Source organism: Pantoea sp. sgz302252, assembly GCF_042610525.1.
GTDB lineage: Bacteria > Pseudomonadota > Gammaproteobacteria > Enterobacterales > Enterobacteriaceae > Erwinia.
Map to the genome: position 1 here is coordinate 252,657 of NZ_JBHDVM010000001.1, position 24,136 is coordinate 276,792.

At 52.8% G+C, this 24,136-nt stretch carries 27 protein-coding genes; 17 read left to right on the top strand and 10 right to left on the bottom strand.

Annotated elements, in window-relative coordinates; translation table 11 throughout:
* The first annotated feature begins 3 nt into the window (after positions 1 to 3).
* The 6 genes from ACETPC_RS01185 to ACETPC_RS01210 are packed head-to-tail and all read left to right on the top strand — an operon-like array spanning position 4 to position 6,705.
* Positions 4 to 345 (top strand): phage tail protein, encoded by a 342-nt coding sequence (locus tag ACETPC_RS01185; RefSeq protein WP_380177836.1) that lies wholly within the window; start codon positions 4 to 6, stop codon positions 343 to 345.
* 53 nt (positions 346 to 398) lie between these two features.
* Entirely contained in the window at positions 399 to 1,136 is a 738-nt protein-coding gene (locus ACETPC_RS01190) for a phage minor tail protein L (protein ID WP_380177838.1), read from the top strand.
* Positions 1,137 to 1,138: 2 nt separating this feature from the next.
* On the top strand, positions 1,139 to 1,858 hold the full coding sequence (locus ACETPC_RS01195; protein ID WP_380177840.1) for a C40 family peptidase: 720 nt from the start codon (positions 1,139 to 1,141) through the stop codon (positions 1,856 to 1,858).
* The gene (locus tag ACETPC_RS01200; protein WP_380177842.1) at positions 1,851 to 2,495 is read left to right on the top strand and encodes a tail assembly protein; all 645 of its coding nucleotides are present in this window, start codon (positions 1,851 to 1,853) and stop codon (positions 2,493 to 2,495) included. The genes ACETPC_RS01195 and ACETPC_RS01200 overlap by 8 nt, the downstream gene beginning before the upstream one ends.
* Positions 2,496 to 2,545: 50 nt before the next feature.
* Positions 2,546 to 5,737, top strand: a complete 3,192-nt coding sequence (locus ACETPC_RS01205; protein WP_380177844.1) for a host specificity protein J — start codon at positions 2,546 to 2,548, stop codon at positions 5,735 to 5,737.
* Entirely contained in the window at positions 5,734 to 6,705 is a 972-nt protein-coding gene (locus ACETPC_RS01210; RefSeq protein WP_380177846.1) for a hypothetical protein, read from the top strand. The genes ACETPC_RS01205 and ACETPC_RS01210 overlap by 4 nt, the downstream gene beginning before the upstream one ends.
* Here ACETPC_RS01210 and ACETPC_RS01215 read toward each other — a convergent pair.
* Positions 6,694 to 6,918 (bottom strand): hypothetical protein, encoded by a 225-nt coding sequence (locus ACETPC_RS01215; RefSeq protein ID WP_380177848.1) that lies wholly within the window; start codon positions 6,916 to 6,918, stop codon positions 6,694 to 6,696. The two genes, ACETPC_RS01210 and ACETPC_RS01215, sit on opposite strands and share 12 nt — an antisense overlap.
* Positions 6,919 to 7,045: 127 nt before the next feature.
* Here ACETPC_RS01215 and ACETPC_RS01220 point away from each other — a divergent pair, with 127 nt between their 5' ends.
* From ACETPC_RS01220 to ACETPC_RS01230, 3 genes are all read left to right on the top strand, one after another.
* Complete coding sequence (locus tag ACETPC_RS01220) at positions 7,046 to 8,254, top strand: tail fiber domain-containing protein (protein WP_380177850.1); 1,209 nt, start codon at positions 7,046 to 7,048, stop codon at positions 8,252 to 8,254.
* A gap of 17 nt (positions 8,255 to 8,271) precedes the next feature.
* The gene (locus ACETPC_RS01225; protein ID WP_380177852.1) at positions 8,272 to 8,718 is read left to right on the top strand and encodes a prophage tail fiber N-terminal domain-containing protein; all 447 of its coding nucleotides are present in this window, start codon (positions 8,272 to 8,274) and stop codon (positions 8,716 to 8,718) included.
* Positions 8,719 to 8,781: 63 nt separating this feature from the next.
* Complete coding sequence (locus ACETPC_RS01230; RefSeq protein WP_380177854.1) at positions 8,782 to 9,024, top strand: DNA polymerase V; 243 nt, start codon at positions 8,782 to 8,784, stop codon at positions 9,022 to 9,024.
* Between the two features lie 987 nt (positions 9,025 to 10,011).
* On the opposite strand, the gene ACETPC_RS01235 is transcribed toward ACETPC_RS01230, so the two are convergent.
* The gene (locus ACETPC_RS01235; RefSeq protein WP_380177856.1) at positions 10,012 to 10,242 is read right to left on the bottom strand and encodes a hypothetical protein; all 231 of its coding nucleotides are present in this window, start codon (positions 10,240 to 10,242) and stop codon (positions 10,012 to 10,014) included.
* Positions 10,243 to 10,629: 387 nt separating this feature from the next.
* Between ACETPC_RS01235 and ACETPC_RS01240 the strand changes: the two genes are divergently transcribed.
* Positions 10,630 to 10,833 (top strand): hypothetical protein, encoded by a 204-nt coding sequence (locus ACETPC_RS01240; RefSeq protein WP_380177858.1) that lies wholly within the window; start codon positions 10,630 to 10,632, stop codon positions 10,831 to 10,833.
* Between the two features lie 217 nt (positions 10,834 to 11,050).
* Here ACETPC_RS01240 and ACETPC_RS01245 read toward each other — a convergent pair whose 3' ends face one another.
* Together ACETPC_RS01245 and ycgZ are read right to left on the bottom strand one after the other, a co-directional pair.
* Entirely contained in the window at positions 11,051 to 11,305 is a 255-nt protein-coding gene (locus ACETPC_RS01245) for a hypothetical protein (RefSeq protein ID WP_380177860.1), read from the bottom strand.
* 86 nt (positions 11,306 to 11,391) lie between these two features.
* The gene (ycgZ, locus tag ACETPC_RS01250; RefSeq protein WP_380177862.1) at positions 11,392 to 11,631 is read right to left on the bottom strand and encodes a regulatory protein YcgZ; all 240 of its coding nucleotides are present in this window, start codon (positions 11,629 to 11,631) and stop codon (positions 11,392 to 11,394) included.
* Between the two features lie 356 nt (positions 11,632 to 11,987).
* Between ycgZ and ACETPC_RS01255 the strand changes: the two genes are divergently transcribed.
* A complete protein-coding gene (locus ACETPC_RS01255; RefSeq protein WP_380177864.1) occupies positions 11,988 to 12,335 on the top strand; it encodes a hypothetical protein in 348 nt (115 codons plus the stop codon).
* 71 nt (positions 12,336 to 12,406) lie between these two features.
* Positions 12,407 to 13,294, top strand: a complete 888-nt coding sequence (aroD, locus tag ACETPC_RS01260) for a type I 3-dehydroquinate dehydratase (RefSeq protein ID WP_380177866.1) — start codon at positions 12,407 to 12,409, stop codon at positions 13,292 to 13,294.
* 286 nt (positions 13,295 to 13,580) lie between these two features.
* Here the strand turns inward: aroD and ACETPC_RS01265 are convergent, their stop codons facing one another.
* On the bottom strand, positions 13,581 to 13,754 hold the full coding sequence (locus tag ACETPC_RS01265) for a hypothetical protein (protein WP_380177868.1): 174 nt from the start codon (positions 13,752 to 13,754) through the stop codon (positions 13,581 to 13,583).
* Positions 13,755 to 13,901: 147 nt separating this feature from the next.
* Positions 13,902 to 14,432 (bottom strand): disulfide bond formation protein DsbB, encoded by a 531-nt coding sequence (gene dsbB, locus ACETPC_RS01270; protein WP_380177870.1) that lies wholly within the window; start codon positions 14,430 to 14,432, stop codon positions 13,902 to 13,904.
* 300 nt (positions 14,433 to 14,732) lie between these two features.
* On the opposite strand from dsbB, the gene fadR reads away from it, so the two are divergent.
* Genes fadR through ACETPC_RS01285 form a run of 3 tightly spaced genes read left to right on the top strand, consistent with a single transcriptional unit; the run spans position 14,733 to position 15,992 of the window.
* On the top strand, positions 14,733 to 15,449 hold the full coding sequence (fadR, locus tag ACETPC_RS01275; protein WP_380177872.1) for a fatty acid metabolism transcriptional regulator FadR: 717 nt from the start codon (positions 14,733 to 14,735) through the stop codon (positions 15,447 to 15,449).
* Between the two features lie 42 nt (positions 15,450 to 15,491).
* A complete protein-coding gene (locus tag ACETPC_RS01280) occupies positions 15,492 to 15,776 on the top strand; it encodes a hypothetical protein (protein WP_380177874.1) in 285 nt (94 codons plus the stop codon).
* Positions 15,777 to 15,824: 48 nt separating this feature from the next.
* Positions 15,825 to 15,992, top strand: a complete 168-nt coding sequence (locus tag ACETPC_RS01285; protein WP_380177875.1) for a hypothetical protein — start codon at positions 15,825 to 15,827, stop codon at positions 15,990 to 15,992.
* A 301-nt stretch (positions 15,993 to 16,293) separates the two neighbouring features.
* Here ACETPC_RS01285 and ACETPC_RS01290 read toward each other — a convergent pair whose 3' ends face one another.
* Positions 16,294 to 17,829, bottom strand: a complete 1,536-nt coding sequence (locus tag ACETPC_RS01290) for a SpoVR family protein (protein WP_380177877.1) — start codon at positions 17,827 to 17,829, stop codon at positions 16,294 to 16,296.
* Positions 17,830 to 18,343: 514 nt separating this feature from the next.
* On the opposite strand from ACETPC_RS01290, the gene ACETPC_RS01295 reads away from it, so the two are divergent.
* Both ACETPC_RS01295 and dadX read left to right on the top strand, forming a co-directional pair.
* The gene (locus ACETPC_RS01295; RefSeq protein ID WP_380177879.1) at positions 18,344 to 19,639 is read left to right on the top strand and encodes a D-amino acid dehydrogenase; all 1,296 of its coding nucleotides are present in this window, start codon (positions 18,344 to 18,346) and stop codon (positions 19,637 to 19,639) included.
* A 24-nt stretch (positions 19,640 to 19,663) separates the two neighbouring features.
* Positions 19,664 to 20,734 (top strand): catabolic alanine racemase DadX, encoded by a 1,071-nt coding sequence (gene dadX, locus ACETPC_RS01300; RefSeq protein ID WP_380177881.1) that lies wholly within the window; start codon positions 19,664 to 19,666, stop codon positions 20,732 to 20,734.
* Here dadX and ACETPC_RS01305 read toward each other — a convergent pair.
* The 3 genes from ACETPC_RS01305 to ACETPC_RS01315 all read right to left on the bottom strand — a co-directional run bounded on the left by ACETPC_RS01305 (position 20,731) and on the right by ACETPC_RS01315 (position 24,117).
* A complete protein-coding gene (locus tag ACETPC_RS01305; protein WP_380177883.1) occupies positions 20,731 to 21,927 on the bottom strand; it encodes a multidrug effflux MFS transporter in 1,197 nt (398 codons plus the stop codon). The two genes, dadX and ACETPC_RS01305, sit on opposite strands and share 4 nt — an antisense overlap.
* 106 nt (positions 21,928 to 22,033) lie before the next feature.
* On the bottom strand, positions 22,034 to 23,500 hold the full coding sequence (gene wbaP, locus ACETPC_RS01310) for an undecaprenyl-phosphate galactose phosphotransferase WbaP (RefSeq protein WP_380177885.1): 1,467 nt from the start codon (positions 23,498 to 23,500) through the stop codon (positions 22,034 to 22,036).
* A gap of 383 nt (positions 23,501 to 23,883) precedes the next feature.
* Positions 23,884 to 24,117, bottom strand: a complete 234-nt coding sequence (locus ACETPC_RS01315) for a DUF1480 family protein (RefSeq protein ID WP_380177887.1) — start codon at positions 24,115 to 24,117, stop codon at positions 23,884 to 23,886.
* Positions 24,118 to 24,136: the final 19 nt, after the last annotated feature.

The following is a 24,136-nucleotide window of genomic DNA, read 5'->3' on the forward strand; positions in this document are numbered from 1 at the left end:
TTCATGGCAATCGACACATTTACCTGGTGTCCGCAGGTGCAGGCCAGCGAGCAACTGGCCGTTGCTACGCTTCAAGCTCAGTTTGGTGACGGATATAAACAGGTGGCCAGCGCAGGGATAAACACGGCTGTGGAAGTATGGGCACTGTCCTGCAATGGCAATAAAGCTGATATGCTGGCGTTGCGGACGTTTTTAAAATCGCATGTGCTGGCTTCGTTCTGGTGGATTAACCCTTGGGGCGAAAAACATCTCTACCGAGTGAAGTCTGATTCCATTAACCCAAAGTTCATCAACGGTAACTTTGTCGAAATTGCTTTCACATTCGAACAGGCCTTCGCGCCTTAAATTTCCCTTCCGGTAACCGGGTCGCTCAGGCGGCCCTTTTTTATGGGCTGAATATGAGCTTCACACAGGACATACAGCAGCTGGAGCCGGGCCAGCTTATCCAGCTGCTGGAAATAGACGGCACCGCCTTTGGCCTGGACAACATTCTGCGCTTCCACGCCCACAATATCGCTTCAGAAGGCTGGGCCTCATTCGCCGCGGATAACCTGCCGTCGATTATCTGGCAGGGCAACGAGTATGAGCCTTATCCCTATGAGCTGAAGGGACTGGAACTATCCAGTACCGGATCGCAGCCTACGCCGACGCTGTCCGTAGGCAACGTTGGGAACTACGTTACCGCGCTGTGCCTGCAGTTCGACGACCTGGTGAAAGCGAAGGTTAAGGTTCACACCACGCTGGCGCGGTATCTGGATGCTGCCAACTGGACGGCGGGCAACGCGAACGCGCAGCCAACGGAAGAACGCGTGCAGCTTTTCTACGTGAATGCCAAGACCACCGAAACCCGGACGCAGGTGGATTTTGAGCTGTGCTCGCCGTTTGACGTGCAAAGCCTGCAATTACCCTCGCGGCAAATCACGCCGGTCTGCACATGGTGTATGCGAGGCTGGTACCGCACCGGCACAGGCTGCGACTACAACGGCACGCGCTACTTTCTGAAAGACGGCACGCCGACGGATAACCCGGCGCTGGACGTGTGCGGCGGACGCCTGAGCGACTGCAAACTTCGTTTTGGTGACGATCAGCCGCTGCCGTTCGGTGGCTTCCCGGCGGCAAACCTTCAGGGGAGATAGCAATGCGGAAAAAAATCATGGATGCCATTACGGCCCACGTGCAGGCGGAATATCCAAACGAGGCCTGCGGCGTGGTGGTGCAGATCGGCCGGGCGCAGGAGTACCTGCCGTGCCGGAACATTTCAGACACGCCGACCGAAAGTTTTACCCTGGCGCCGGACGACTACGCGGCGGCGGAAGCGCGGGGCGAGGTGCTAATGATTATCCATTCTCATCCGGACGTGGTGCAACTGGTGCCATCAGAGGTTGACCGCATCCAGTGCGATTACTCCGGCGTTGAGTGGGGAATTATGTCGTGGCCGGACGGCGATTTCTGCACGCTGTCACCGCGCGGCGAACGTGAGCTGGCCGGGCGGCGCTGGGTGTTGGGGCATGCCGACTGCTGGACGCTGGTGATGGATTATTACCGGCAGGAGCACGGGCTGGCGCTGAATAACTGGTCGGTGGATTATGAGTGGTGGAAAGACGGCAAGGAAAACCGTTATGACGACAACTGGCAGGCGGAAGGGTTTGTCGAGGTGCCGCGCGATGAAATGCAGCCGGGCGATATGGTGATGATGCAGGTCAGCGCACCAGTCACCAACCACGCCGCCATATATCTCGGCGACAACATTATCCTGCATCACTCCTTCGGCAATCTGTCGGCAAGAGTGCCTTACGGCAAATATTATCGGGATCGAACGGTGCGCGTCGTGCGCAGAAAGGAGTTGATCGATGCTTAAGACACTGACGCTAGGCGGCGCGGCGGGCAAGAGATTTGGCAAAATACACCGCTATCACGTGGCGGATCTACGCGAGATGCTGCGGGCCATGTGCGCTACCGTACCGGGATTTAAAAAGTACATGTCAAACGCGCACCTTAACGGCGTGCGCTTCACGTTCTGGTGCGGCGGCAACAATATTGGCCTGGCGGAATTTGATATGTCAGGCGGCGCGGAAGAATATCGCATGATGCCGGTGATTGAAGGGCGAAAAAGTGGCGGCGCGCTGCAAATTGTGGTCGGTGCGGTGGCGCTGGTCGCGGCATTCTTCACTGCCGGTGCTTCACTGGGAGCCTGGGGCGCCACGATGGGGCTGGCAACCGGAGCCGCAGCGGCAACAGGCGGAGCTGCGCTGGCGGTAACTGCCCTGACCGGTATGGGCCTGTCGATGATGCTTGGCGGCGTGGTGAGCATGCTGACGCCGCAGCCAAAATACAATATCGGATCGGCTTCCAGCACCGATAACCAGCCCAACTACGCGTTTGGCGCACCGATTAACACCGTTTCTATGGGCTATCCGGTGCCGCTGCTGTATGGCAGCAGGGAGATTGGCGGCGCGATTATCAGCGCTGGCATCTTCTCCAGCGACCAGCAGTAAATCACATCAGCTTCAGGCCACCTTCGGGTGGCTTTTTTTATGGGTGAAATATGCAATTACTCCAGCGCACGACGATGATCCAGGGCCGCAAGGGTGGCGGTGGTAGCGCGCATACTCCGGTGGAAGAGCCGGACGACCTGCTGTCCGTAGCCAAACTGAAAATGCTGCTGGCCATCTCTGAGGGAGAGATTCAGGGCGAGCTGACAGCGCAGCAAATTTTCCTGAACGATACGCCGCTGGCTAACGATGACGGTTCATACAATTTCAGCGGCGTGAAGTGGGAATACCGCACCGGAACGCAGGATCAGTCCTACATACAGGGTCTGCCGGAAATTGATAACGAGCTGAGCATCGGCGTGCAGGTAAAGACTGCCTCGCCCTGGGTGCGCCAGTTCACCGATCTGAATCTCGACGCGGTGCGCGTAAAGCTGAGCCTGCCAGCGCAGTATGCCTATAAAGATAACGGCGACATGGTTGGCACCGTGACGCAGTATGCGATTGACCTGTCCGTTGACGGCGGCGCATGGCAGAACGTCGTTAATGCCACGTTTGACGGGAAAACCACCTCAGAGTACCAGCACGATCACCGCATCGACCTGCCTTCGGCAACGTCCGGCTGGTCGGTTCGCGTCCGGCGCATCACCGCTGATTCCACCTCAACCAAACTGGTTAACGCCTTCAGCGTTTACTCCGTCGCAGAGGTTATCGACAGCAAGCTGCGTTATCCCAACACGGCGCTGCTGTACATGGAGCTGGACTCCAGCCAGTTTAACGGCAGCGTGCCAAAAACGACCTGCAAGCCGAAAGGCAAGCTGGTGCGCGTGCCCACAACCTACGATCCGATCACACGCACTTACGGCGGCACCTGGGCGGGCGACTTCCGCTGGGCCTATTCAAATAACCCGGCGTGGATTTTCTACGATCTGGTGTTGGATGAAATTTACGGCATGGGCAACCGCGTCGATGCGACCATGATCGACAAGTGGGAGCTGTACGCCATTGCTCAGTATTGTGATGAGATGGTGCCGGACGGCGCAGGCGGCATGGAGCCGCGCTTTACCTGCAACGTTTATATCCAGAGCCAGCAGGACGCCTATAACGTGCTGAAGGACATTGCGGCGATATTTCGTGGCATCACATTCTGGGGTAACGACCAGATTTATGTGAAGGCTGACGTTCCGCAGAACGACGTGGATTTCGTCTATCACGCTTCTAACGTTATCGACGGCCTGTTTACCTACGCGGGCGGCACGTACAAGAACCGCTACACGTCGTGTCAGGTGTCATGGTCAGATCCGCAGAATCACTATTCCGACACGGTTGAGGGCGTTTACGATACTGACCTGGTGCAGCGCTACGGCGTAAACGAAACGCAGCTGACGGCTATTGGCTGTACATCACAGAGCGAGGCGCACCGCAGGGGCCGCTGGGCTATCCTGTCGAATGCTAAGGACGGGACTATCTCGTTTGGCGTGGGCCTTGATGGCTACATCCCGCTGCCGGCTGAAATCATCGGCGTGGCCGATCCATACCGGGCGGGCAAGCCGAACGGTGGCCGCGTCAGCGCCGTTAATGGTCTGAGTATCACCCTTGACCGGGCTGCTGATTATGCTGCTGGCGATCGCTTGGTGCTGAATCTGCCGGACGGAAGTGCGCAGACGCGAACCATAGCTTCTGTCAGCGCCGATAAGAAAACGATGCGGGTCAGCACTGCCTACAGCCAGACGCCAGCCGCTGGCGCGGTATGGGCTATCGACAGCGACAACCTGGCTATCCAGTACTTTCGCGTGACCTACATTGCGTCCGGCGACGACGGAACTTTTACCGTGTCCGGCGTGCAGCATGACCCGAACAAATACCGCTACATCGACGACGGCGTGAAGATTGACCCGGCGCCGATTACCGTGACGCCGCCCGGCGTGATGCAGGCGCCGAAAAACATCACCATCACCGAAGTGGATCACGTCGCCCAGGGCCTGACCGTGGCATCAATGCAGGTGACGTGGGACAAGGCCGACAATGCCATCCGCTATACGGCACAGTGGCGCAAAGACAATGGCGACTGGGTAAACGTGGGGCAGGTAAGCTCTCAGGGCTTCACCATTCAGGGCATTTACGCTGGCGTTTATGACGTGCGCGTGCGGTCGGTTAACGCGATGGATGTTTCCTCGCCGTGGGGCTACGCAGATTCCACGGCGCTCAACGGCAAGATTGGCAAGCCCGGTACGCCGGTCAGCCTGAAAGCTACGGATGATGTGGTGTGGGCGATCGACATTACTTGGGCGTTCCCGGATGGCTCAGGCGATACCGCCTACACCGAAATCCAGCAGGCCACCACGGCAGACGGCCAGAATCCGCTGCTGCTGGCTTATGTGCCATATCCCGGCGTGAGCTATCAGCATGGGCCAATGCCCGCAGGGGTTCGCCGCTGGTACCGTGCGCGGCTGGTTGACCGTATTGGAAATAAAGGTGACTGGACGGAGTTTGTAGGCGGCATGTCCTCCGTGGATGCAACCGCGCTGCTTGGCGATATCACTGATAAATTCCTGACCGCAGAGGACGGTAAGGCGCTGTTAGCGGAACTGGAAACCGATCCGGAAGCGCTACTGCAGAGCATGCTGGCGACCTATGAAACGGTGGATCAGCAATGGGCGACATACGGCGAGAACCGCGCGGGCATCCTGCAGGCGCAGAAAGTGGCGGCAGATGCAGAAAGCTCCGTGGCTCAACTGGAAACGGATGTGGTGGCGCAGTACGCAGAGACGCAGGCCGCGCTGCAGCAGAAATTTACGGCTTACGCTGATGCGGCGGGCGGATCGGCAATTTACACGCTAAAGACCGGGCTGCGCTATGGCGGCACGAACTACGATGCTGGACTGTCTGTCGCGGTCACCATAAACGGCTCTTCCGTCGATACCCGCCTGGCCGTCAATGCCAATCAGTTCGTGGTGATCAGCGGCAGCAGCGGGAACTATTATTCCCCGTTTGTCATTAAAGACGGCCAGACGCTCATCAATCAGGCCTTTATCGGCGAAGGCTGGATAACCAATGCCATGATCGGTAATTACATCCAATCTAATAACTATGTGGCAGGAAGCACGGGATGGAATATTAACAAGGCAGGGACGTTTGAGATAAATGGCTCGGTGGCAGGGCAGGGAAGGCTGCTTATTTCTAACAACAGGATTGTATCTTACGACGAGAACAATAACCCTGCCGCAGTAATGGGACAGCGCCTATGAGTATGGGGCATCAAGCCTTTGTAAAAGGGACGTCATTTGACGTCCTTAATGCGATGTCATTTAACTTTGTTGCAGACGTAACAGACATATCAGGCTCTGGCAGCAAAAGCTATTCGCTACCGGGGTTCATTCTTTCTGCAGCGCTTATGAATACTTTCTCTTCTGCCGGAACTGATAACCGAAGCTATTCTGTGTCAGTGAGCGGGCAAACTGTTTCATGGAGCGTCGCTAACGGCTGTAAAATGATGGTTACTGCCACACCAGCATCGGGTGCTGGCAGCAACCTTTATTTCGGATTTACGCTTTATGACTACAGCACAAATCCACCGACTTTCAAAATAGCACCTGACTTCACTCCTTATAATCTGGCCCAGGTAATTGACCTGACGCCGGGCTATGGGCAAATCCTGCAAACAAACATACCTGCATCCGTACCAATGATCGCCTTTCATCGCGCATTGAATGGGGGTTATGACCACGTCTGGTGGGAAGAAGTAAATCAGAACGGATACTGGTCATTCAAATTCAGGGGAAACACAGGCCTTAACGCAATGCAGGCGTGCCGGATTTATCTGTTTGCTAAGGTGATGATCAACGCCCCTAATTGGGGTTTTTTCCTGTACAGGCAAGGCCAGATGGTCTGGCACAATAACTGTCTGCCGCTGAAAATGAATATCCTGAATGGCGGAACGGTGACATCTTCTGTGCCGCTGGCTTCCACTAATGGTGTCACCTCCTGCCTGTTTCAGGTTAGCGATCCGGCTTTTCCAGGCAACGGCATTCAGTGGTTCGAGTGCGCCAGCGGAGGCACTAATAGCTCGGGCGCCTATGCTGCAACAGCAAATGATCGGTATATGCAGAATCAGGTCACTGGAACCTCTCGCCCGGCGACGTGGGTTGCCGGGACTGTCGGCTATATAGAGTGCAATATATATGATGCCTATTACAAACAGGCGTTAGGGGTTTAACTTATCGCAATCTGACGTGTCAATGAACTGTGATTTGTCAGTCCAGGTGTAAAACGGATTTCCAGCCAAATATCTTGCCCCCTCTTTTTTGAATACCGCTATATCATAAGTGTGGTTGGATATATTTGCTTTGTTATAGCAAATCGGCGGCGTGTTAGATACGCAACCGCAAATTGAGGTAACGCCGATAATGATAGTGATAATCTTTTTCATTTAATTTTCCTTTGTGTTTTTTATATCAGATAACATTTATTCTTATGGTAATCCAAGGAGTAAATGCATTTATTGCTGCTTTATTGTTTTATTGATAATAAAGACGGCTGTCTATTTGGAGAAAAATATGCCAGCAGGCACCATCGCTTTAACTAACGGATCAGCAACCGTAACCGGTACCGGAACGTCATTCACGACAGAATTTAAAGTTGGCGACTTTCTCGGCGTAATCGTTGGCGGAGTGCCTTATACGCTGATTGTGTCAGCTATTGCATCCGATACCTCCCTGACTATCGTGGCCAACTTTACTGGCCCAACCGCCTCAGGACTGGCCTGGAATGCGGTACCGGCCACGCTACAGACGGCTATCACCCAGCAAGCCATGAATGATATGTCGAAGGTTTTGCGCGGCATGATTCAGGAAAAGGCCAACTGGCAGCAGGTATACAGCGGCACCGGCACCATCACAGTTAAACTCCCTGACGGCAGCACGTATAGCGGCCCGGCGTGGAACTCTATAACTACTGCAATTGCCGCCAAAGCAGACCTGACTGATGGCGCAGTATCTTTGTCCCAGGGCGGAACGGGTTCAAAAACTAAAGCTGGTGCTGCAACAAATTTAGGGCTCGGTACCACTGACACCCCTACATTTAGCGGCATAGGAATTAAAAGTTCTGCTCCATCTTTTAACTTTTACTTCAATAACTCATCTTCAATAACATCTCGTTTTGTGCAGTATGATTCCAGTAATTTAGCTCTCCTTGGCGCGAATTTCAGAGCACCCAAATATTTAATAGGTGATGGTGCAAATGGCACAATGGAGTTTACCGCCGACTCAACACTGAGCACCATTACACTTACCGGTGCTCCGGTTCTGTTTAAAAATGGCATTGCAGGCGCAGGAGCTAATGGCGTTAAGGTAAACAACTACTGGAATATGCTATATAACGGCACTTTAAACTGGTTCATTAATAATGCGAACGTCGGCTATGTGTCAGTAACTACATCAGATCGCACGCGTAAAAAGGACATCAGTTACGATATTGATTACGTAGAAGACCTGAAAAAAGTTATGGCCATCAAGCCCGCGTCTTTTGTCTGGGATGACGGGCGTGAAGACAAGAGCACAAAGCGCGGTTTTATCGCACAGGATCTGTACGAAGTCGCTGATGATATGGCGCTCAAGCCGCTTGATATCTGGGGAGTCGAGATGCTGCCGCTACTGAGTCGCATGGTAGGTGCCGTTAAGGCACAGCAGGGGATTATTGAAAGCCAGGCGGCAGAGATTAACGAGTTGAAAGCCCGCATGAAAGCTATCGACGGACTCGACCAATAACTCTATAAGGCAAAATAATGGCAGAGCCAATTATCATATCTGGCGTGCTGAGCGATCCTCTCGGCGCGATTCTTTCCGGCACCAGGATTACTCTTACCAGCACCATTAACTCCACTTCTGTTCTCAAAAACCAGACCGTCAGCGTTGTGACTGACGTGGCGGGAGCGTATTCATTTTCGCTCTTGCCTGGTGGCTACAGCGCCACCGTCGAATACTCGCGCGGCGGCCGGCAGACCCTTGGCCAGTTTAATCTGCAGGAGGGCAGTGCGCCGGGTAGTCTGAACGATTACATTCTCTACGGCGAGCCCGTGCTGGCTGATCCGGTTATCTACAATGCTATCCGCAATATTCACCAGAACGTAAGCGGCGCGGCGAGTGAAGCGCGCACCGGTGCAGATAGCGCGGCGGCGGCGGCAAAGAAGGCAACCGATGCGGCGCGGGATCACGATTTAACTGTCCCCTAATCCAGTTGCCACAACTAACGCACCTGAACTACTGTATATAAAAACAGTTGGTGAGGAGGGCATATGGCACGCTATGACGATATCGGGACAGCATATAGGCAGAGCATCAAAATTAGTCCGCAGGGCCGCCGCACGGTTACCACAGTAGATTTTGTGCAGAATCTGGCAAAGTACAATCACCATTTCACGCTGCGTCAGGCAAACGAATGGATCGAAATCTACCAGTGCAGTTTCAAGGACGTATCCACTGAAGAGGGCGAGCGCCGGACATTCCAGCTGTTCAATCCGAACAACGGGGGCTTTTAGGGCAAAAAAGCCCGCGTTACACGGGCATAAATTCGTTCAAGGAAAAGGGTAGTCCAGAATTTTCAGTGTGTAGTCGACTGAAAGGCGGAGCATACATTGTTCGAGGTTAATAGATATGGCCTGCCCGAATTTAGCGTAAAATTAGCACGGTTTGTATAAAAAAAAGCCCGCAATGATAGCGGGCGAAATATTTTCTGGACTGGAGCCCAGCTTATGAGTTCCCTAAGGTTAGAAGAATATTCAGGCGCGTCAATGCGACAGGTGATGAAAGTGTGGGATGACCGGCTGCCGTTTTGACTGTGGGGCATACATGGGGCAAAAAATTACCGCAAACCACCTCAAAGCCCCTTAAGGCAATGAATCAGTTTGCGGTAACGCATTGCTAAAACCCAGATTCTACCTACATCAACTTACTTCCAAAAAGATGCTCCTCACATCATCAATAAGCCGCGCTGGTACGGCAAGTAGTTTGATTTGAAAGGTCTTTTTAACTAGCTGGCGTTGCTCTGGGGCATAGCTGGCAAATTCGGCTTTAAAAAAAGCCGCACCGCGCGGCTTTTACTCGTTCGCTTCCCGTAAAACGTTATAGCCACCTGTAATAAAACCTGGCCAGTCTGTTATGTACTTAAGCTCGGGTTCGCATCCATAAGCAGTTATTAACATGCCGTGTGCCACCATCCTGAACATCTTCAAGCGGCGAGCACCAGTTTACGCATGTTCCATCTATGGCTTCAGGCAAAGACCAGCCAGCTCCTGTTGGTTACGACAGGAGAGACGGCAGAAAACTGGCTTGCAGTTATTGGCCCGTGTTTTAATCTTCCCTGATGAGTTAATCATTGGAAGATTACTGGGCTGGTGCAGAAGAGCGTCATCCCTGACAATTTCTCCGGCCGGTACACGCTTTCGCGCGACCTGTGAGGTCATCTCTCGTTGTCGTCTTCCGGCCGGAGCCGGACTACGTCCGTTGGCGTTAGTTCTTGTCTTCGTTCAGGTCCGCAAATTTTTGCAGATTACGGTGTGCTCTGGCGTGATAAAAGTCCTCAGCCAATTTCGGGCTTCTGATAATTCATGCAGGCGCCTGTTGCTTTTAACACTTGCTCTCATACGTCCAAGCTCGGCAATGAGGGAAAGAGCGGTTATCTCTCTTTTAGCCAGCGCCAGATGTAGTGCCGCTTCGCCAATAATGACGTGACCTTGCTCTTCGTCTTGAAATAACACGATAAGTCCTCCATTAGAACGATTAATGATAGCCTCACGTTTGACTGTAGTCTCTAAAGAAGAAAATGCGCGTTAAAAAGACCTAAATATCAAAAATGGGTAATTTTTTTGATGTTTTACTTCCTACCGGGACTTCAAACCGGGCGTTATGCTCAATTTTTATCGGGTCATATACTGCTCAGTATAAATTAAAATCCGTCTGGTTCAGCGCTGTTGCCATTTCGCTAAAAAAACCGTTTATTAATAGCGAGTAACACTCTATTGAGGCAGAAAGTTTGCCGTTAAGTGAGCCTGAGGAAAGCAGAATATTGAGTATCTATTGGCTGTATAAGGAGACAGGCATATGCAGATAGTATACTGTATGTCCATACACCTTAAGGAGGCGTTTTGGAGAAAGATGATCATGGCATTTCTGAAGAGCTACTGGCTTTCGTTGGCAAAACGGTTAGTAAATTGCTAACAGTGGACAACACCCTGCAGACGCATGAAATTACAGAGGCTCTGCACCGTCTCAGAGAAGAGGCAACTGATGTTGAAACCCGACATAAATGCCTGGAAATTATTCAAATGATAATGAAAAAAATGCATTGATAACCCGGTCAATTAGGGTACTGCCTTCGAATATTTAGCAATTAACAGGCTATATTTTAATCTTATCTGACACTGAGCCCACTGTTTTGCCAGATGCCTGGGAAAACAGCAAAATGCAGACGCTATTTCTGCCGGGATTGACTGCGGAAGTTTGCTATCTTTTTTTTCGTATTTAACGGTTTTTCTGCAAAATTTTTGCTTAGCCTGGTATTACATCTTAACTATCATTTGCTGCGGGCATCAGCAGAGTATTGCCAGCCATGCTGTTGCTGCGTCGCTGTATCTCTTCTTTTACTTCCTGAATGGCCATCATGGCCGCACGCTTCTTTTCCTCATTTAATCCGGCGTGAAGTACCGCCTCAAGTTTTGCCAGCACCGCGCGCCAGGACACAGCAGCTTTTTCACTCAGTAGCTTTAATACAGCCTCGCCGATAATGACGTCTTTAAGTCTCTCATTTTTATGGTTTTTCATGAAGCCTCTCTGAATAAGATTTGTACGCCGGTCATTCTGCCTCTGGGCGCATCCGGCTGCAAAGCTCTGCTCAGACTAGTCACTCCCTATTCGCAAAACAGCAATCCAATCAGTTGCTGGAGATGTTGTTCTTCCTGAAGAGATGAAACTGAATCAAGACGTGCCAGTAAGGACATACAGATAGCTTTGCGGTTCAGGGTGCGGCCTGAACGTAAAATCTCCACGACTACTGACCCTAGCGTTTCCTGTTGTGAGGGCAGAGCTGCGCGATCGAAATAGGCTGAGATTGTGTTGGAAAAAACTGCTGTTGATAAAGACTGTTGCATTGGGGAGCTCCGTTGTATTTCAGGGAAACAATGATTTAACAGTTAAGTTATACATGAAACCTAAAGTTGTACAGGTTTTTTTTGCGCGCCGGGCGCTTTTAAAACCAGCCTGTGTACAGGAAACCAGCAGCCCGCAATCTCAATAATGGCGCTATTTAGCTGAATGAGCGTCCTCAAGCCTGCACCGGATGCAGTGCTGACGATAAGTCTACCGACCATTTAATCTGTTCCGGGTACCCAATCCGGCTGAGTCATTACGCGCTGGGTTGATACAATAAAGCACAGATAATTTAACCTGTACGGTCGCGCTATACTGTTTACAAGAACAGCCAATCATCGTTGTAAACAGGACAAAAATGAAATCAATTAATATTCTTGCCGCGCTGTTACTTTCTCTGCCGCTGATTACCCAGGCCGATAGCCAGTGCGGGCCTTTTCATCTGGCGGGACAGGCTGCGGACGGCGGCTGGGCCAGCGTTAACGGCGTGGCAACGACCAGGCGTAAAATCTCCTGGTCAGAGCAAAAAGGTGACCCTGACAATGTAAAAATGCACTGGACGGTTGCCGCGACGAAATTTCAGGGCAATTACGGTATGGACTACGTTAGTCAGCAAGGTAAAGCTACGCTGGATGTTGAAGTCATGCGTAGTAGCCGCAGCCAGATAAAAATTTCCGGTTCTTACGATTGCCACAAAGCGGGGTAAGCTTAACCGCCGCCTCAATCCTCTTTGCTATGCTTTAATTCTTTACCCTTAACGCAGGAGCTAAAGTAATTATGCATCGCAGAGATTTTATCGGATCGGGCGGCGCGCTGGTGGCGCTCTCTTTAATGGCGTCTACGCCTGCGGCAAAAGCAACACCTGGCGAACAATCCACGCCTCGGCCTGAAAATAAACCCGTGCTTAAGGTAAAAAATATCGCTATTGGCGAAGGTCAGCCAAAGGTGATTATTCCCACCACAGCCACCACTGAAAAGGAATTAATCGATTTTGTCGGTAAGGCGGCGGCAAGAGAGGATTTTCATCTGCTTGAGCTGCGTGTTGATCCTCTGGAAAATGCCACCAGTGCCGAAGCTGTGGCGGCGCTAACGCACAAAGTCTCAGCTATGCTGGGAGACAAATTATTACTACTAACATTCCGTACTCAGGCGGAAGGCGGCAAAAAAGCCATTAGCGATAAAGAGTATGCCGCACTCTACCGCTCCCTGTTGGAGAAAGGGCAGTTTGATTTACTGGATATAGAAATGTATCGGGACAGGGCGCTGACCGATCCGTTGATTGCTTTAGCCCACAAAACTAACAGAAAAGTCATTTTATCCAACCATGAACTGCATGCTACGCCTGCGGCGCCGGAAATAATTTCGCGCCTGCGCGAGCAGCAGGCGCGCGGCGCCGATATCCTGAAACTGGCGGCTATGCCGAAAATGCCTGCGGACGTGCTGACGCTGCTTTCCGCCACGCTGGAAATGCACCAGCGTTATGCCCAGCGCCCGCTATTAACCATGTCAATGGGCGAAACCGGCGTACTTTCAAGAATGAGCGGCGAACTGAGCGGCTCAGCGCTGACCTTCGCTATGCTTGGCGATGCCTCAGCATCCGGGCAGGTTGACCTTGAGGATTTAAACAGCGTACTGCAAATCCTCCATAAAGGTATGGCTGGCTGAAGCGAGCGGGCCGCGCATTGATTAAGGCTGTCGGCATAACAGGCAGCCTGATGCCATAGCAAAAAAGATTCAGGTCATTCAGAAAAACCGCCAGCGGCGGTTTTTTAGATTGATGATAAAGTATGCCGGTGCCGGCTCAGGAGGGCCTGTGTCTTCCGTAAAGACGCAAAAAGCGCCGTCCGTGGCGGCTGCCGTCCATGGCCCGTAATGCTTTACTCCAGTCACAGGCCCTCCATCGCTTCAGGTTTGTCAGCCGTTTGAAAACCGCCAGCGGCGGTTTTTCTCCTTAGTCTCTGAGTTCCCCTACGGGACTGGTGCCGCCCGGCGCGCCGGAAGGCTGCTCCAGACTGCCTGGAGGCGGTGGTGGCGGGCTGTGGGTATCATGAGCGCCCCAGTGCGCGCAGCCAGATAGCAGCGTGACGGAAAACGCCAAAGAGAAGGCCAAAGCGATATTTTTCATAGTTTCCCTTTTTGTCATAACTGGTCTGATAAGCGTAGCCGCTGTACAGAAGCCTTACAAACAGAAAGGAAAAGAAGAAGGGATATCGCAGCCGTCTGCCCGGTAACCAGACGGGCCGCGAATATTACTGCGCCAGACGCGCCTGAATTAACGTGAGAAAATCTCGCGCTTTTTTGGCGGGAAAAATTGAGCGAGCAGTACCGCCGCCGCTACGATAAGGTAAGCGGCGAAAATCACCACCATCCACTGCGGCATACCCAGCGTAAACAGCGACCATTGATTTTCCGCGCAGTCGCCGGTAGCGACAAATACCGAGGGCAGCCATTTATCCAACGGCAGCCATTGCGGGAAGCGGGCGGCGAAATCGCAGGTGACAAAGGGATTGGGATGCAACTGAATCATGGTATGTTCCCATGCCAGACGCAAACCTTCCACGGCGCTGTAAAGCCAAAGCAAAATAGCTACCCAGCGTAAGGGTGTTTTTGGCGCAATAGCGCCAATCAGGGCAGCGCCTAAAATACCAAACAGAGCGCAGCGTTCATAAATGCACATAACGCAAGGCCTGAGCAGCATTACGTGTTGAAAATAGAGCGCCGTCATTTCGAGAGCTAAAGCGGTGAGGGCCATAATCAGCCATGCGCTCCGACCGCGAGAACTGCTGTTTAAATATCGCAACATAATCAATCCCTGTAATAGGCGTAGAATCGGCAGTGTAAACCAAAAGCGTTTTTGTACCAGCCACTATGGGCTAAATTTATGCGGCTGAAAACGCTCCGGCCGGGCCGCAGTGTAAAAAAATGTATCCATGATATTAAAACCCACAGCAGAGCCAGCAAAAACCACTGAGTTAAGCTCGTCATGGTGGAAAATTGCGATTTCGACAACGTTTTACGTCTTAGGTAGTCTAGGTGACAGCTTCGGGGTCTGGTATGATTAGCCGAAATTTTGCAGTCCTGAACGTAACGGAAACAATACGCTATGGTTATTAAGGCGCAGAGCCCTGCGGGTTTCGCTGAAGAATATATTATTGAGAGTATCTGGAACAGCCGTTTTCCACCAGGATCGATCCTGCCTGCCGAACGCGAACTGTCAGAGCTAATCGGCGTAACCCGTACCACGCTGCGCGAAGTGCTGCAACGCCTGGCGCGCGATGGCTGGCTTACCATTCAGCACGGCAAGCCTACTAAAGTTAATAACTTCTGGGAGACCTCTGGCCTGAGCATCCTGGAAACGCTTGCCCGTCTCGATCACGATAGCGTGCCGCAGCTTATCGACAGTTTGCTCTCCGTACGCACTGACATCTCCTCCGTATTTATCCGTCGCGCTATTCGCATCCATCCGGATAAGGCGCAGGAAGTACTCATCGCCGCAGAATACGTTGAAGATAATGCCGAAGCCTATACTGAGCTGGACTACACCGTCTTCCGCGGGCTGGCTTTCGCCTCCGGCAATCCTATTTATGGCCTGATCCTTAACGGATTAAAAGGGCTCTATACTCGCGTTGGCCGCCACTATTTTTCCAATCCGGAAGCCCGAAAGCTGGCGCGTGAATTTTATCAGCAGCTGCTACAAATCTGCCGGGATCAGCAGCTGGATAAAATCGTGGAAACGGTGCGCGACTATGGTCATCGCAGCGGGGAAATCTGGCACAGCATGCAAAACAGTATGCCGGTGGAAGCCAGCGCCCGCCGCTAGCTTATCTCTGAAAATACTCTTTCTTCGGAAAGGGTATTTTTGATGCATATATTTATGCTGGAGTCATTAGCCCGCAGCTCTCTGCTCCATCCTCTTAAAGGTCGACTGACAGGCCTGACGCTGATAGCCATCACTTCGCTTTTATCCGATATTACCGACAGCCTGGGCGTCTGGCTGGTTGAGCCAGATACGGCTCTTATTCCGCATTATAAAAAATTTGGTTTTCAGAAGTTACCCGATCATAACGTTATGTACGCCTCTGTTGAAGAGAAGCAGAAGGTTCAGCTAAAGCTGTCGACAACGGCTGGAGCAGCGCCTGAGCTATAATAAGAAACAGCGTTAGTGTATAACATGCGCAGATTTAAGGAGGGGTTGATGGACGAAAAACCACAACGCAGGCTGTCAGGAGACGAAGTTCGGGCGCTTATGCTGGCTAATGCGAAAACGCTAATGTCCGAACCTTTTCTTGTGCCCGCGCCCGCGCATGAGCGGCATGGTCAACGTCAGGCTCAGGACACGCGCAGGCAGAAAAAAAGCGCCTGACGCAAACTACCCTGTAAAAAAGCCGGTTCTGATGAACCGGCTTTTGACTGCTGACAAACCTAAACCGTTTCTGGACTTTGGCTTTTTTCTACCGCAACAAGGCAACTTGATAGCGGCAGAGGCTGAGCGGATAAGCGGACCGTTTGGCGCATGGACGCGCCAACCGAGCCTCCACGGACGGATTAACGGCGTGTCCGTGTTCCGATCTGCCTCTGCTGCTCTGCCACTGATTTAAACGCGACCTGGGGTTTGTCATCAATCTCAAGCCGGTTCTGATGAACCGGCTTTTGACTGTCATGGCCTACAGTGATGAAGCACGAGGCGGACAGCGGTCAAGGATCTCGGTGCTGCCATCTTCGTTCTGCTGTTCCAGATGCACATCAAACCCCCACAGCCGGTGCACATGTTTCAGCACCTCGCGACGGCTCTTATCCAACGGTGCGCGGCTGTGTGGCACATAGCGCAGCCTTAACGAACGATCGCCGCGTAAATCAACATCATAAACCTGAATATTCGGCTCAAGGTTGCTCAGATTGTACTGTGCGGAAAGCTGCTGGCGGATCGCCCGGTAGCCCGCCTCGTCGTGGATTGCGGCAATCTCCAGGAAGTTATTGCGATCGTCATCCATTACCGTAAACAGACGGAAATCGCGCATCACTTTAGGCGACAGGAACTGGCTGATAAAGCTTTCGTCTTTAAACTCGCGCATGGCGAAATGTAGCGTCTCCAGCCAGTCTGAACCGGCGATATCCGGGAACCAGTAGCGATCTTCCTCTGTGGGCTGCTGGCAAATACGTTTGATATCCTGGAACATAGCGAAGCCCAGCGCATAGGGGTTAATGCCGTTATACCACTGGCTGTTATAGGGCGGCTGATAGACCACATTGGTATGGCTGTGCAGAAACTCCAGCATAAAACGCTCGCTGACTTTTCCCTCATCATAAAGATGGTTGAGAATGGTGTAGTGCCAAAAGGTTGCCCAGCCCTCATTCATCACCTGAGTCTGCTTCTGCGGATAAAAATACTGGCTGACTTTACGCACAATGCGCAGGATCTCGCGCTGCCACGGCTCGAGCAGCGGCGCGTTTTTTTCCATAAAATAGAGCAGGTTTTCCTGCGGTTCGCTGGGGTAGCGCGCCGCTTCGGCATGAGGCGCCTCCGCCTCGCGGCGTGGAAGCGTACGCCACAGCATATTCACCTGGCTTTGCAGGTATTCTTCACGGCTGCGCTGGCGAGCCTTCTCTTCCTGCAGCGAAATTTTTTGCGGGCGTTTATAGCGATCCACGCCGTAGTTCATCAGCGCATGACAGGAATCCAGCAGCTTTTCGACTTCTTCCACGCCATAGCGCTCCTCGCACTCGCTGATATAGTTACGGGCGAAAATCAAATAGTCGACGATGGAACTGGCATCCGTCCAGCTGCGGAATAAATAGTTATTTTTAAAAAAGGAGTTATGGCCATAGCAGGCATGCGCCATCACCAGCGCCTGCATCGTAATGGTATTTTCTTCCATCAAATAGGCAATACAGGGATTGGAGTTAATCACAATCTCGTAGGCCAGCCCCTGCTGTCCATGCTTATAGCGCTGTTCCGTTTCGATAAATTTTTTACCGAACGACCAGTGCGCATAGTTAATAGGCATCCCGACGCTGGAATAGGCATCCATCATCTGTTCGGAAGTAATGACTTCGATTTGATGGGGATAGGTATCCAGCCGATAGAGTTTGGCGACGCGGTCAATCTCATGCAGATAGACATCCAGCAGATCGAAAGTCCAGTCTGGCCCGTCACTGAGTCGTTGGCTGTTCGTAATGGACTCATCAAAGATAGTCGTCATAGCGCACCCCTTTTTTAAAACCGGTTTTCGACGTTACGTAAGTAGCGACAAACATCCGTTTTCATTGCGGCCTGCCAGCGGGCATAACGCCAACAAGGCAGGCCTGGAATTGAAGCCAGTCACTCAATGATAGTTCACTCTCACCGATCGCTCAGGCGAATACAATGGAAATCTTCGACAGAAAATAGAGCCGGAAACGAAAAATCATTTTAACGTGAGGCAAAGCGCAAAAAATAACAAATCCAGCAGGATAATATCCTGTATATAAGGGAAAAATATGGCGTAATAATATTCTTCTGTGCAAGGCAAAAAATAACGGCTTTACGATGATTTGCTGCTGCCGGAGCTGTTAATGCAATATTAAACTCCGATTTATCATTGGCATCTTGTTTTTATTCCTTTCCAGGGTAAAAAAGAAGGGAGTTAATTTTGCGTGCGGTTGCGTAGGCTTTTTCACCGTAGCACGCGCAACTATCCAGTATATTCATCTGTTAAAATCGGCGGCGGAGTAGCGATGCGAATTGTCATTCTGGGAAGTGGCGTAGTGGGCGTGGCCAGTGCCTGGTATCTGGCCCAAAGCGGGCATGAGGTGACGATAATCGATCGTCAGCCCGAGGTGGCGCTGGAAACCAGCGCGGGTAATGCCGGGCAAATTTCTCCAGGCTATGCGGCGCCCTGGGCAGCACCGGGCGTGCCTTTAAAAGCGGTTAAGTGGATGTTCCAGCGCCATGCGCCGCTGGCGATCAGGCCAGACGGCAGCCGCTTTCAACTGGCATGGATGTGGCAAATGCTGCGTAACTGCGATATGCGCCACTATCAGGAAAACAAAAGCCGTATGGTGCGCATCGCCGAGTACAGCCGTGACTGCCTTAAAGCCCTGCGTCGGGAAACCGGCATTGCCTATGAAGGCCGTCAGGGCGGCACGTTGCAGCTTTTCCGCACCGCACAGCAGTTTGAAAGCGCCACCAAAGATATTGCGGTGTTGAAAGAGGCGGGCGTACCTTATGAACTGCTGGAAGCCAGCCAGCTGGCCGAAGCGGAACCGGCACTGGCAGCGACAAACCATCTGCTGACCGGCGGCCTGCGGCTGCCCAATGATGAAACGGGCGATTGCCAGCTTTTTACCCGCCAGCTGGCGGAAATGGCGAAAGCGGCGGGCGTAACTTTCCGTTTCAACACGCCTGTAGACGCGCTGCTGCAGCAGGACAATAAAATTGTCGGCGTAAAGTGCGGCACGGAGGTGGTGACGGCAGATGCCTATGTAGTAGCGTTCGGGTCCTGGTCTAAGGCGCTACTGGATGAGATTGTGGCTATTCCTGTGTACCCGCTGAAAGGCTACTCCCTGACCATCCCGATTAAAGATCCCGAAGCGGCACCGGTTTCCACGGTGCTGGATGAAACTTATAAAGTTGCCATCACGCGTTTCGATAATCGCATTCGCGTAGGCGGCATGGCGGAAATCGTTGGCTATAACACTAAGCTGCTGCCGGCAAGGCGCGAAACGCTGGAAATGGTGGTGCGGGATCTCTATCCGCAGGGCGGCCATATTGACCAGGCGACCTTCTGGACAGGCCTGCGGCCAATGACGCCGGACGGTACGCCAATCGTCGGCCGTACGCCATTGAAAAATCTTTATCTCAATACCGGTCACGGAACGCTCGGTTGGACCATGGCCTGCGGCTCCGGCCAGCTGCTTTCTGATATTATCTCGGGACGCGCACCTGCGATTGCCGCAGATGATTTATCCGTCATGCGCTATCTGCCGGGATTCTTGCCGACTTCGGGGCATATTTTACACGGCGCCCGCTAGTTTCCGCTTATAACAGGAGAAGTTATGTCTCGTCCTATTGTCGCAACTATCGACACCAGCGCGTTGCGGCATAACCTGGCCGTCGCCCGCCAGGCTGCCCCTCGCTCCCGGCTCTGGTCGGTGGTGAAAGCCAACGCCTACGGGCACGGACTCGCCCGCGTCTGGCAAAGCTTGTCCGCTACAGACGGCTTCGCGCTGCTGGGCCTTGAAGAGGCTATCCTGCTGCGCGAAAGCGGCTGGAATAAGCCAATCCTGCTGCTGGAAGGCTTTTTCCATGCGGATGAGCTGCCGATCCTGGATCGCTATCGGCTCACCACCAGCGTGCACAGCAACTGGCAAATCCAGGCGCTGGCAAAAGCGAAACTCTCTGCGCCGCTGGATATCTATCTGAAAATGAACAGCGGCATGAATCGTCTGGGCTTTCAGCCTGCTCAGGTGCATCAGGCGTGGCAGAAGCTCAAAACCCTGGCGAACGTGGGCGAAATAACGCTGATGGCGCATTTTGCCGAAGCAGAGAGCAGCGCAGGGATAGCAGAACCGATGGCGCGTATTGAACAGGCTGCGGAAGGGCTAAGCTGCCCGCGCTCGCTGGCGAACTCGGCGGCAACCCTGTGGCACAGCGAAACGCATTTTGACTGGGTACGGCCGGGCATTATTCTCTACGGTGCTTCGCCGAGCGGCGACTGGCAGGATGTCGCCAGCAGCGGGCTGCGGCCAGCGATGACGTTAAACTGCGAGGTTATCGGTATCCAGTCGCTGAAGGCAGGTGACGGCGTAGGTTATGGCGCCCGCTACCGCGTAACAGGTGAGCAACGCATTGGCGTGGTTGCCTGTGGCTATGCGGATGGCTATCCGCGCCACGCGCCAACCGGCACGCCGGTATGGGTGGACGGCATCAGAACTCAGGTTGTTGGCGCGGTATCTATGGATATGATCACCGTCGACCTTACTCCTTGTCCTCAGTCAGGCATCGGCAGCTCGGTGGAAATGTGGGGCCAAAACATCAAAATTGACGAAGTGGCAAAAGCGGCCGGTACGGTTGGCTATGAGCTGATGTGCGCGCTTGCGCCGCGCGTACCGGTAAAAGTTATTTAAGATTTCAGCGCGGTCAGCGTGCCGCGCACTTTCTTACTGTAAAACCAGGCCGTTCCTGTCAGCATAGCGCCCGCTACCATCATCAGCGCCAGCGCCGATTTTTCCGCCAGCGGCAGCGCCATCACCAACAGCCCACCCGCAGCACCGCCCGCCATCTGAATAAAGCCCGCCAGCGCCGAGGCAACGCCTGCTTGCTGCTGATAAGGCTCCAGCGCGTAGCTGGTGGCCGGGCCGACGGTAAAGGCCAGTCCGGCTACGGAGACCGCTACCGGCAACATATAAAGTGCCCAGTTGCTCTGCCACGCCGACGGCAGCAGCACCACGCCGCCCAATAACATTACTGCGCCCAGCGCCATAGCTAAGCTACCGAAGGCCAGACAGACTGGACGGCCCAGCTTACGAATCATTTTATTTACCAGCACGCTTACCAGCATAATCCAGAAGCCATTAGCGCCGAAAGCGAGAGAGAATTGCAGCGCAGAGAGCTTGCCTTCGGTCATCAGTACCTGCGGTGCCAGCGAAACATAAGTCAGCACCATGCCCAGCGCGCCCGCGTTGGCAAAGGCAAAGGCGAGAAAGCGAGGCTGACGCAGGATTTGCCAGTACTGGCGCAGCGGAATACCCCGGACGGCCAGCGTGCCAGCCGGTCGGGTTTCCGGCAGGAAGAAAATAACCAGCAGACCAATAACAAATGCATAGGCGGTTAAAAACCAGAAGGGCGCTCGCCAGTTAAAAGCTTCGGCAAGAAAGCCGCCCAGCATGGGGGCCAGCGCAGGTACGATATTCAGCGCGCCGTTCAGAAAGCCATAGGCGCGGGCTGCATCATCACCGTCAAGCCGATCGCGCACGCCGCTAAAAGCGACCACCGCCGTACAGCAAACGGCACAGCCTTGCACTACACGTGCGCAAAGAAACTGCGGCCAGCCTGCAGCCGTAGCGGCCAGCACGCTCCCCAGGATATAAAGCAGCAGTCCGGCCAGAGCTACCGGCTTGCGGCCCAGGTTATCCACCAGCGGCCCGGCAACAATCTGCCCCAAACCCATCACCAGCAGAAACAGGGGAATAGTAGTCTGCACGGTCGTCACCGGCGTATTCAGCCCCAGCGCAATATCGGGCAGGGTAGGCAAATAGAGATCGATTCCCAAAGGCGCTAACAGCACCAGGCTGAGAAGAAGTAGGGTGAATTTTTGCATCAGGCAGGCGGCGTCCAGTAAAAAAGCAAGCCGCACAGAGTAGTGATAAGCGAGGAAAAAGAAAAGTAAAACTTAAGCGGGGCGGCGAGCGCCCCGAAAGATGAACTTAATAGGCGCCGTCGCGACGCAGAACAACGCCTGCTGTTTTAAACAGAATGGCGATATCCGTCCACAGCGCCCAGTTTTTCACATACCAGGAGTCAAAATAAACGCGGGTATCGTAGTCGATATCATTACGGCCGCTAACCTGCCAGAGCCCGGTCATACCTGGTTTGGCCATCAGATAGTAGTCTACGTCGCCCGCGTAACGCTCCAGCTCTGCTTCGATAACCGGCCGTGGGCCAACCAGACTCATCTCGCCGCGGATCACGTTCCACAGCTGTGGCAATTCATCCAGACTGGTCTTACGCAGGAAGGCGCCAATTTTTGTAATACGCGGATCGTTTTTCAGCTTGAAGTCTTTATCCCATTCGGCGCGCGCCTCTGCGCTGGTGGCCAGCAGCTCCTCCAGCACCTCTTTGGAATTGGTCACCATCGAACGGAACTTCAGGCATTTAAACTTTTTGCCATCCTGACCAACGCGTTCGTGACCGTAAATTTTGTTGCCGCCGTCGCGGCCGACCAACCAGCAAATCAGGCCGAAAGCGGGCGCAAGAAACAGCAGCAGCAGCGAGGCGACCACCACGTCAAAGACGCGTTTCAGGAAGCGGGAAGAGCGCTTCGCCAGATTGTTGCTGACGCGCAGGATCATAACTTCGTGACTGAAAATAAAAGACATATCGGTGCCGTAGAGCGGCACGCCGCGCAGCGTGGGTACCACTGAAACCGAACGGCATTTCTTTTTCGAAAGCAGCTTCAACCACTTATCGCGCATCGCCTGCTGTTCATATTCCATTGCTACGATAAACTGCGTGTTTTCAAGATCCACCGTGTCCCAGACAATATCTTTTGCGGTGATGACCGGGACGCCGTTGAGGCTTTCCGCACCGGTATGGCCATTAGAGGCGACAAAAGCTTTAACCTCATAGCCGAGGATCTCTTCGCTTTGCAGCGCCGCATAGGCTTCACGGGCATTTTTGCCCGAACCGATAATAATGGTCTGTTTCTGCCACTGTCCTGCTTTCAAAATGGCATGCTTAACGGTGGAGCGCAGCAGTGGCAGCAGAAGCAGCGCGTAAGCCCAGGTAAAACTCCACAGCAACCGGGAAAAATCCCATTTTGAAAAGGCAATCAGTGCCAGGTCGAGCAGGGAAAAGATCACCAGGGTTTTGACAATCTCTTTCAGCTCAAACCAGAAAGGCTTGCGGTAGGTATAGTGGCGCAGCCGCATCCAGAACCAGGCCGTACAGACCACGGACATCACGAACTGCGCGGTAAAGCGAATCTGAACCTCCTGCGGCGGAATAAATATATCCAGGTTTCCCCAAATACCTTTTACGGTCGCTGCGGATAAAAACAGGGCCAGGTTAATGGCGATTAAGTCGCTCAGACTTAATGCCAGTTTGGCAATAATGTTTTTACGGGTGCCGCTAAATGCGCGGCGACGGTCATTCAGTACCAGAGTACTTGCCATAATGCCTGCTCTCTTTTCATAAGGAATGGCTGACCTGACGAGGATCAAGCACGCGTTCAGGGGTTAGCACACTTAAATTAAATCTTTTAATTTCAGTGCGTTAAAAATAAATATCTTGTGTTTCGGAAAGTTATCTTAATGAAACACGCCGACTCTGTTTCATCTTGAAGCAGTTATCTGAGTATGCAATAGAGAAAAGAGTTAGTTAATACGGTTAATTCCGAAAATAACTCAAATCTTTCTTAAAGGGAATAGTAGCTAAGCGGGGTTAATTAAATTAAGCGCAGAGATGAATGACGAAAAGATAACAAAGATAAGACAAAATTATAATAGTTTGCCGCGGCGCATCAGCACCGCGGCGGCAATAAAAGCCTTAAGGCGGCTCAGGCCGGTTTTTTCAGCACCCAGCGATCCTGTTGCGTATCATAATGCCCAATGGCCAGATCCACAGGCTCACCGTCAATCCAGGCTGGCACGCTGGTTTCATTATCCCAGCCGTCGAGCTGGTAGCTCAGGCCGGGATTGGTTTTGCAGGGAATAACGACCGTATCGATATTCTGCGCATCCAGTTCCGCATCGACAATTTCATAGCGACCAATCTTTACGACATGACCCATGATTTTCCTCCTCCCGGAC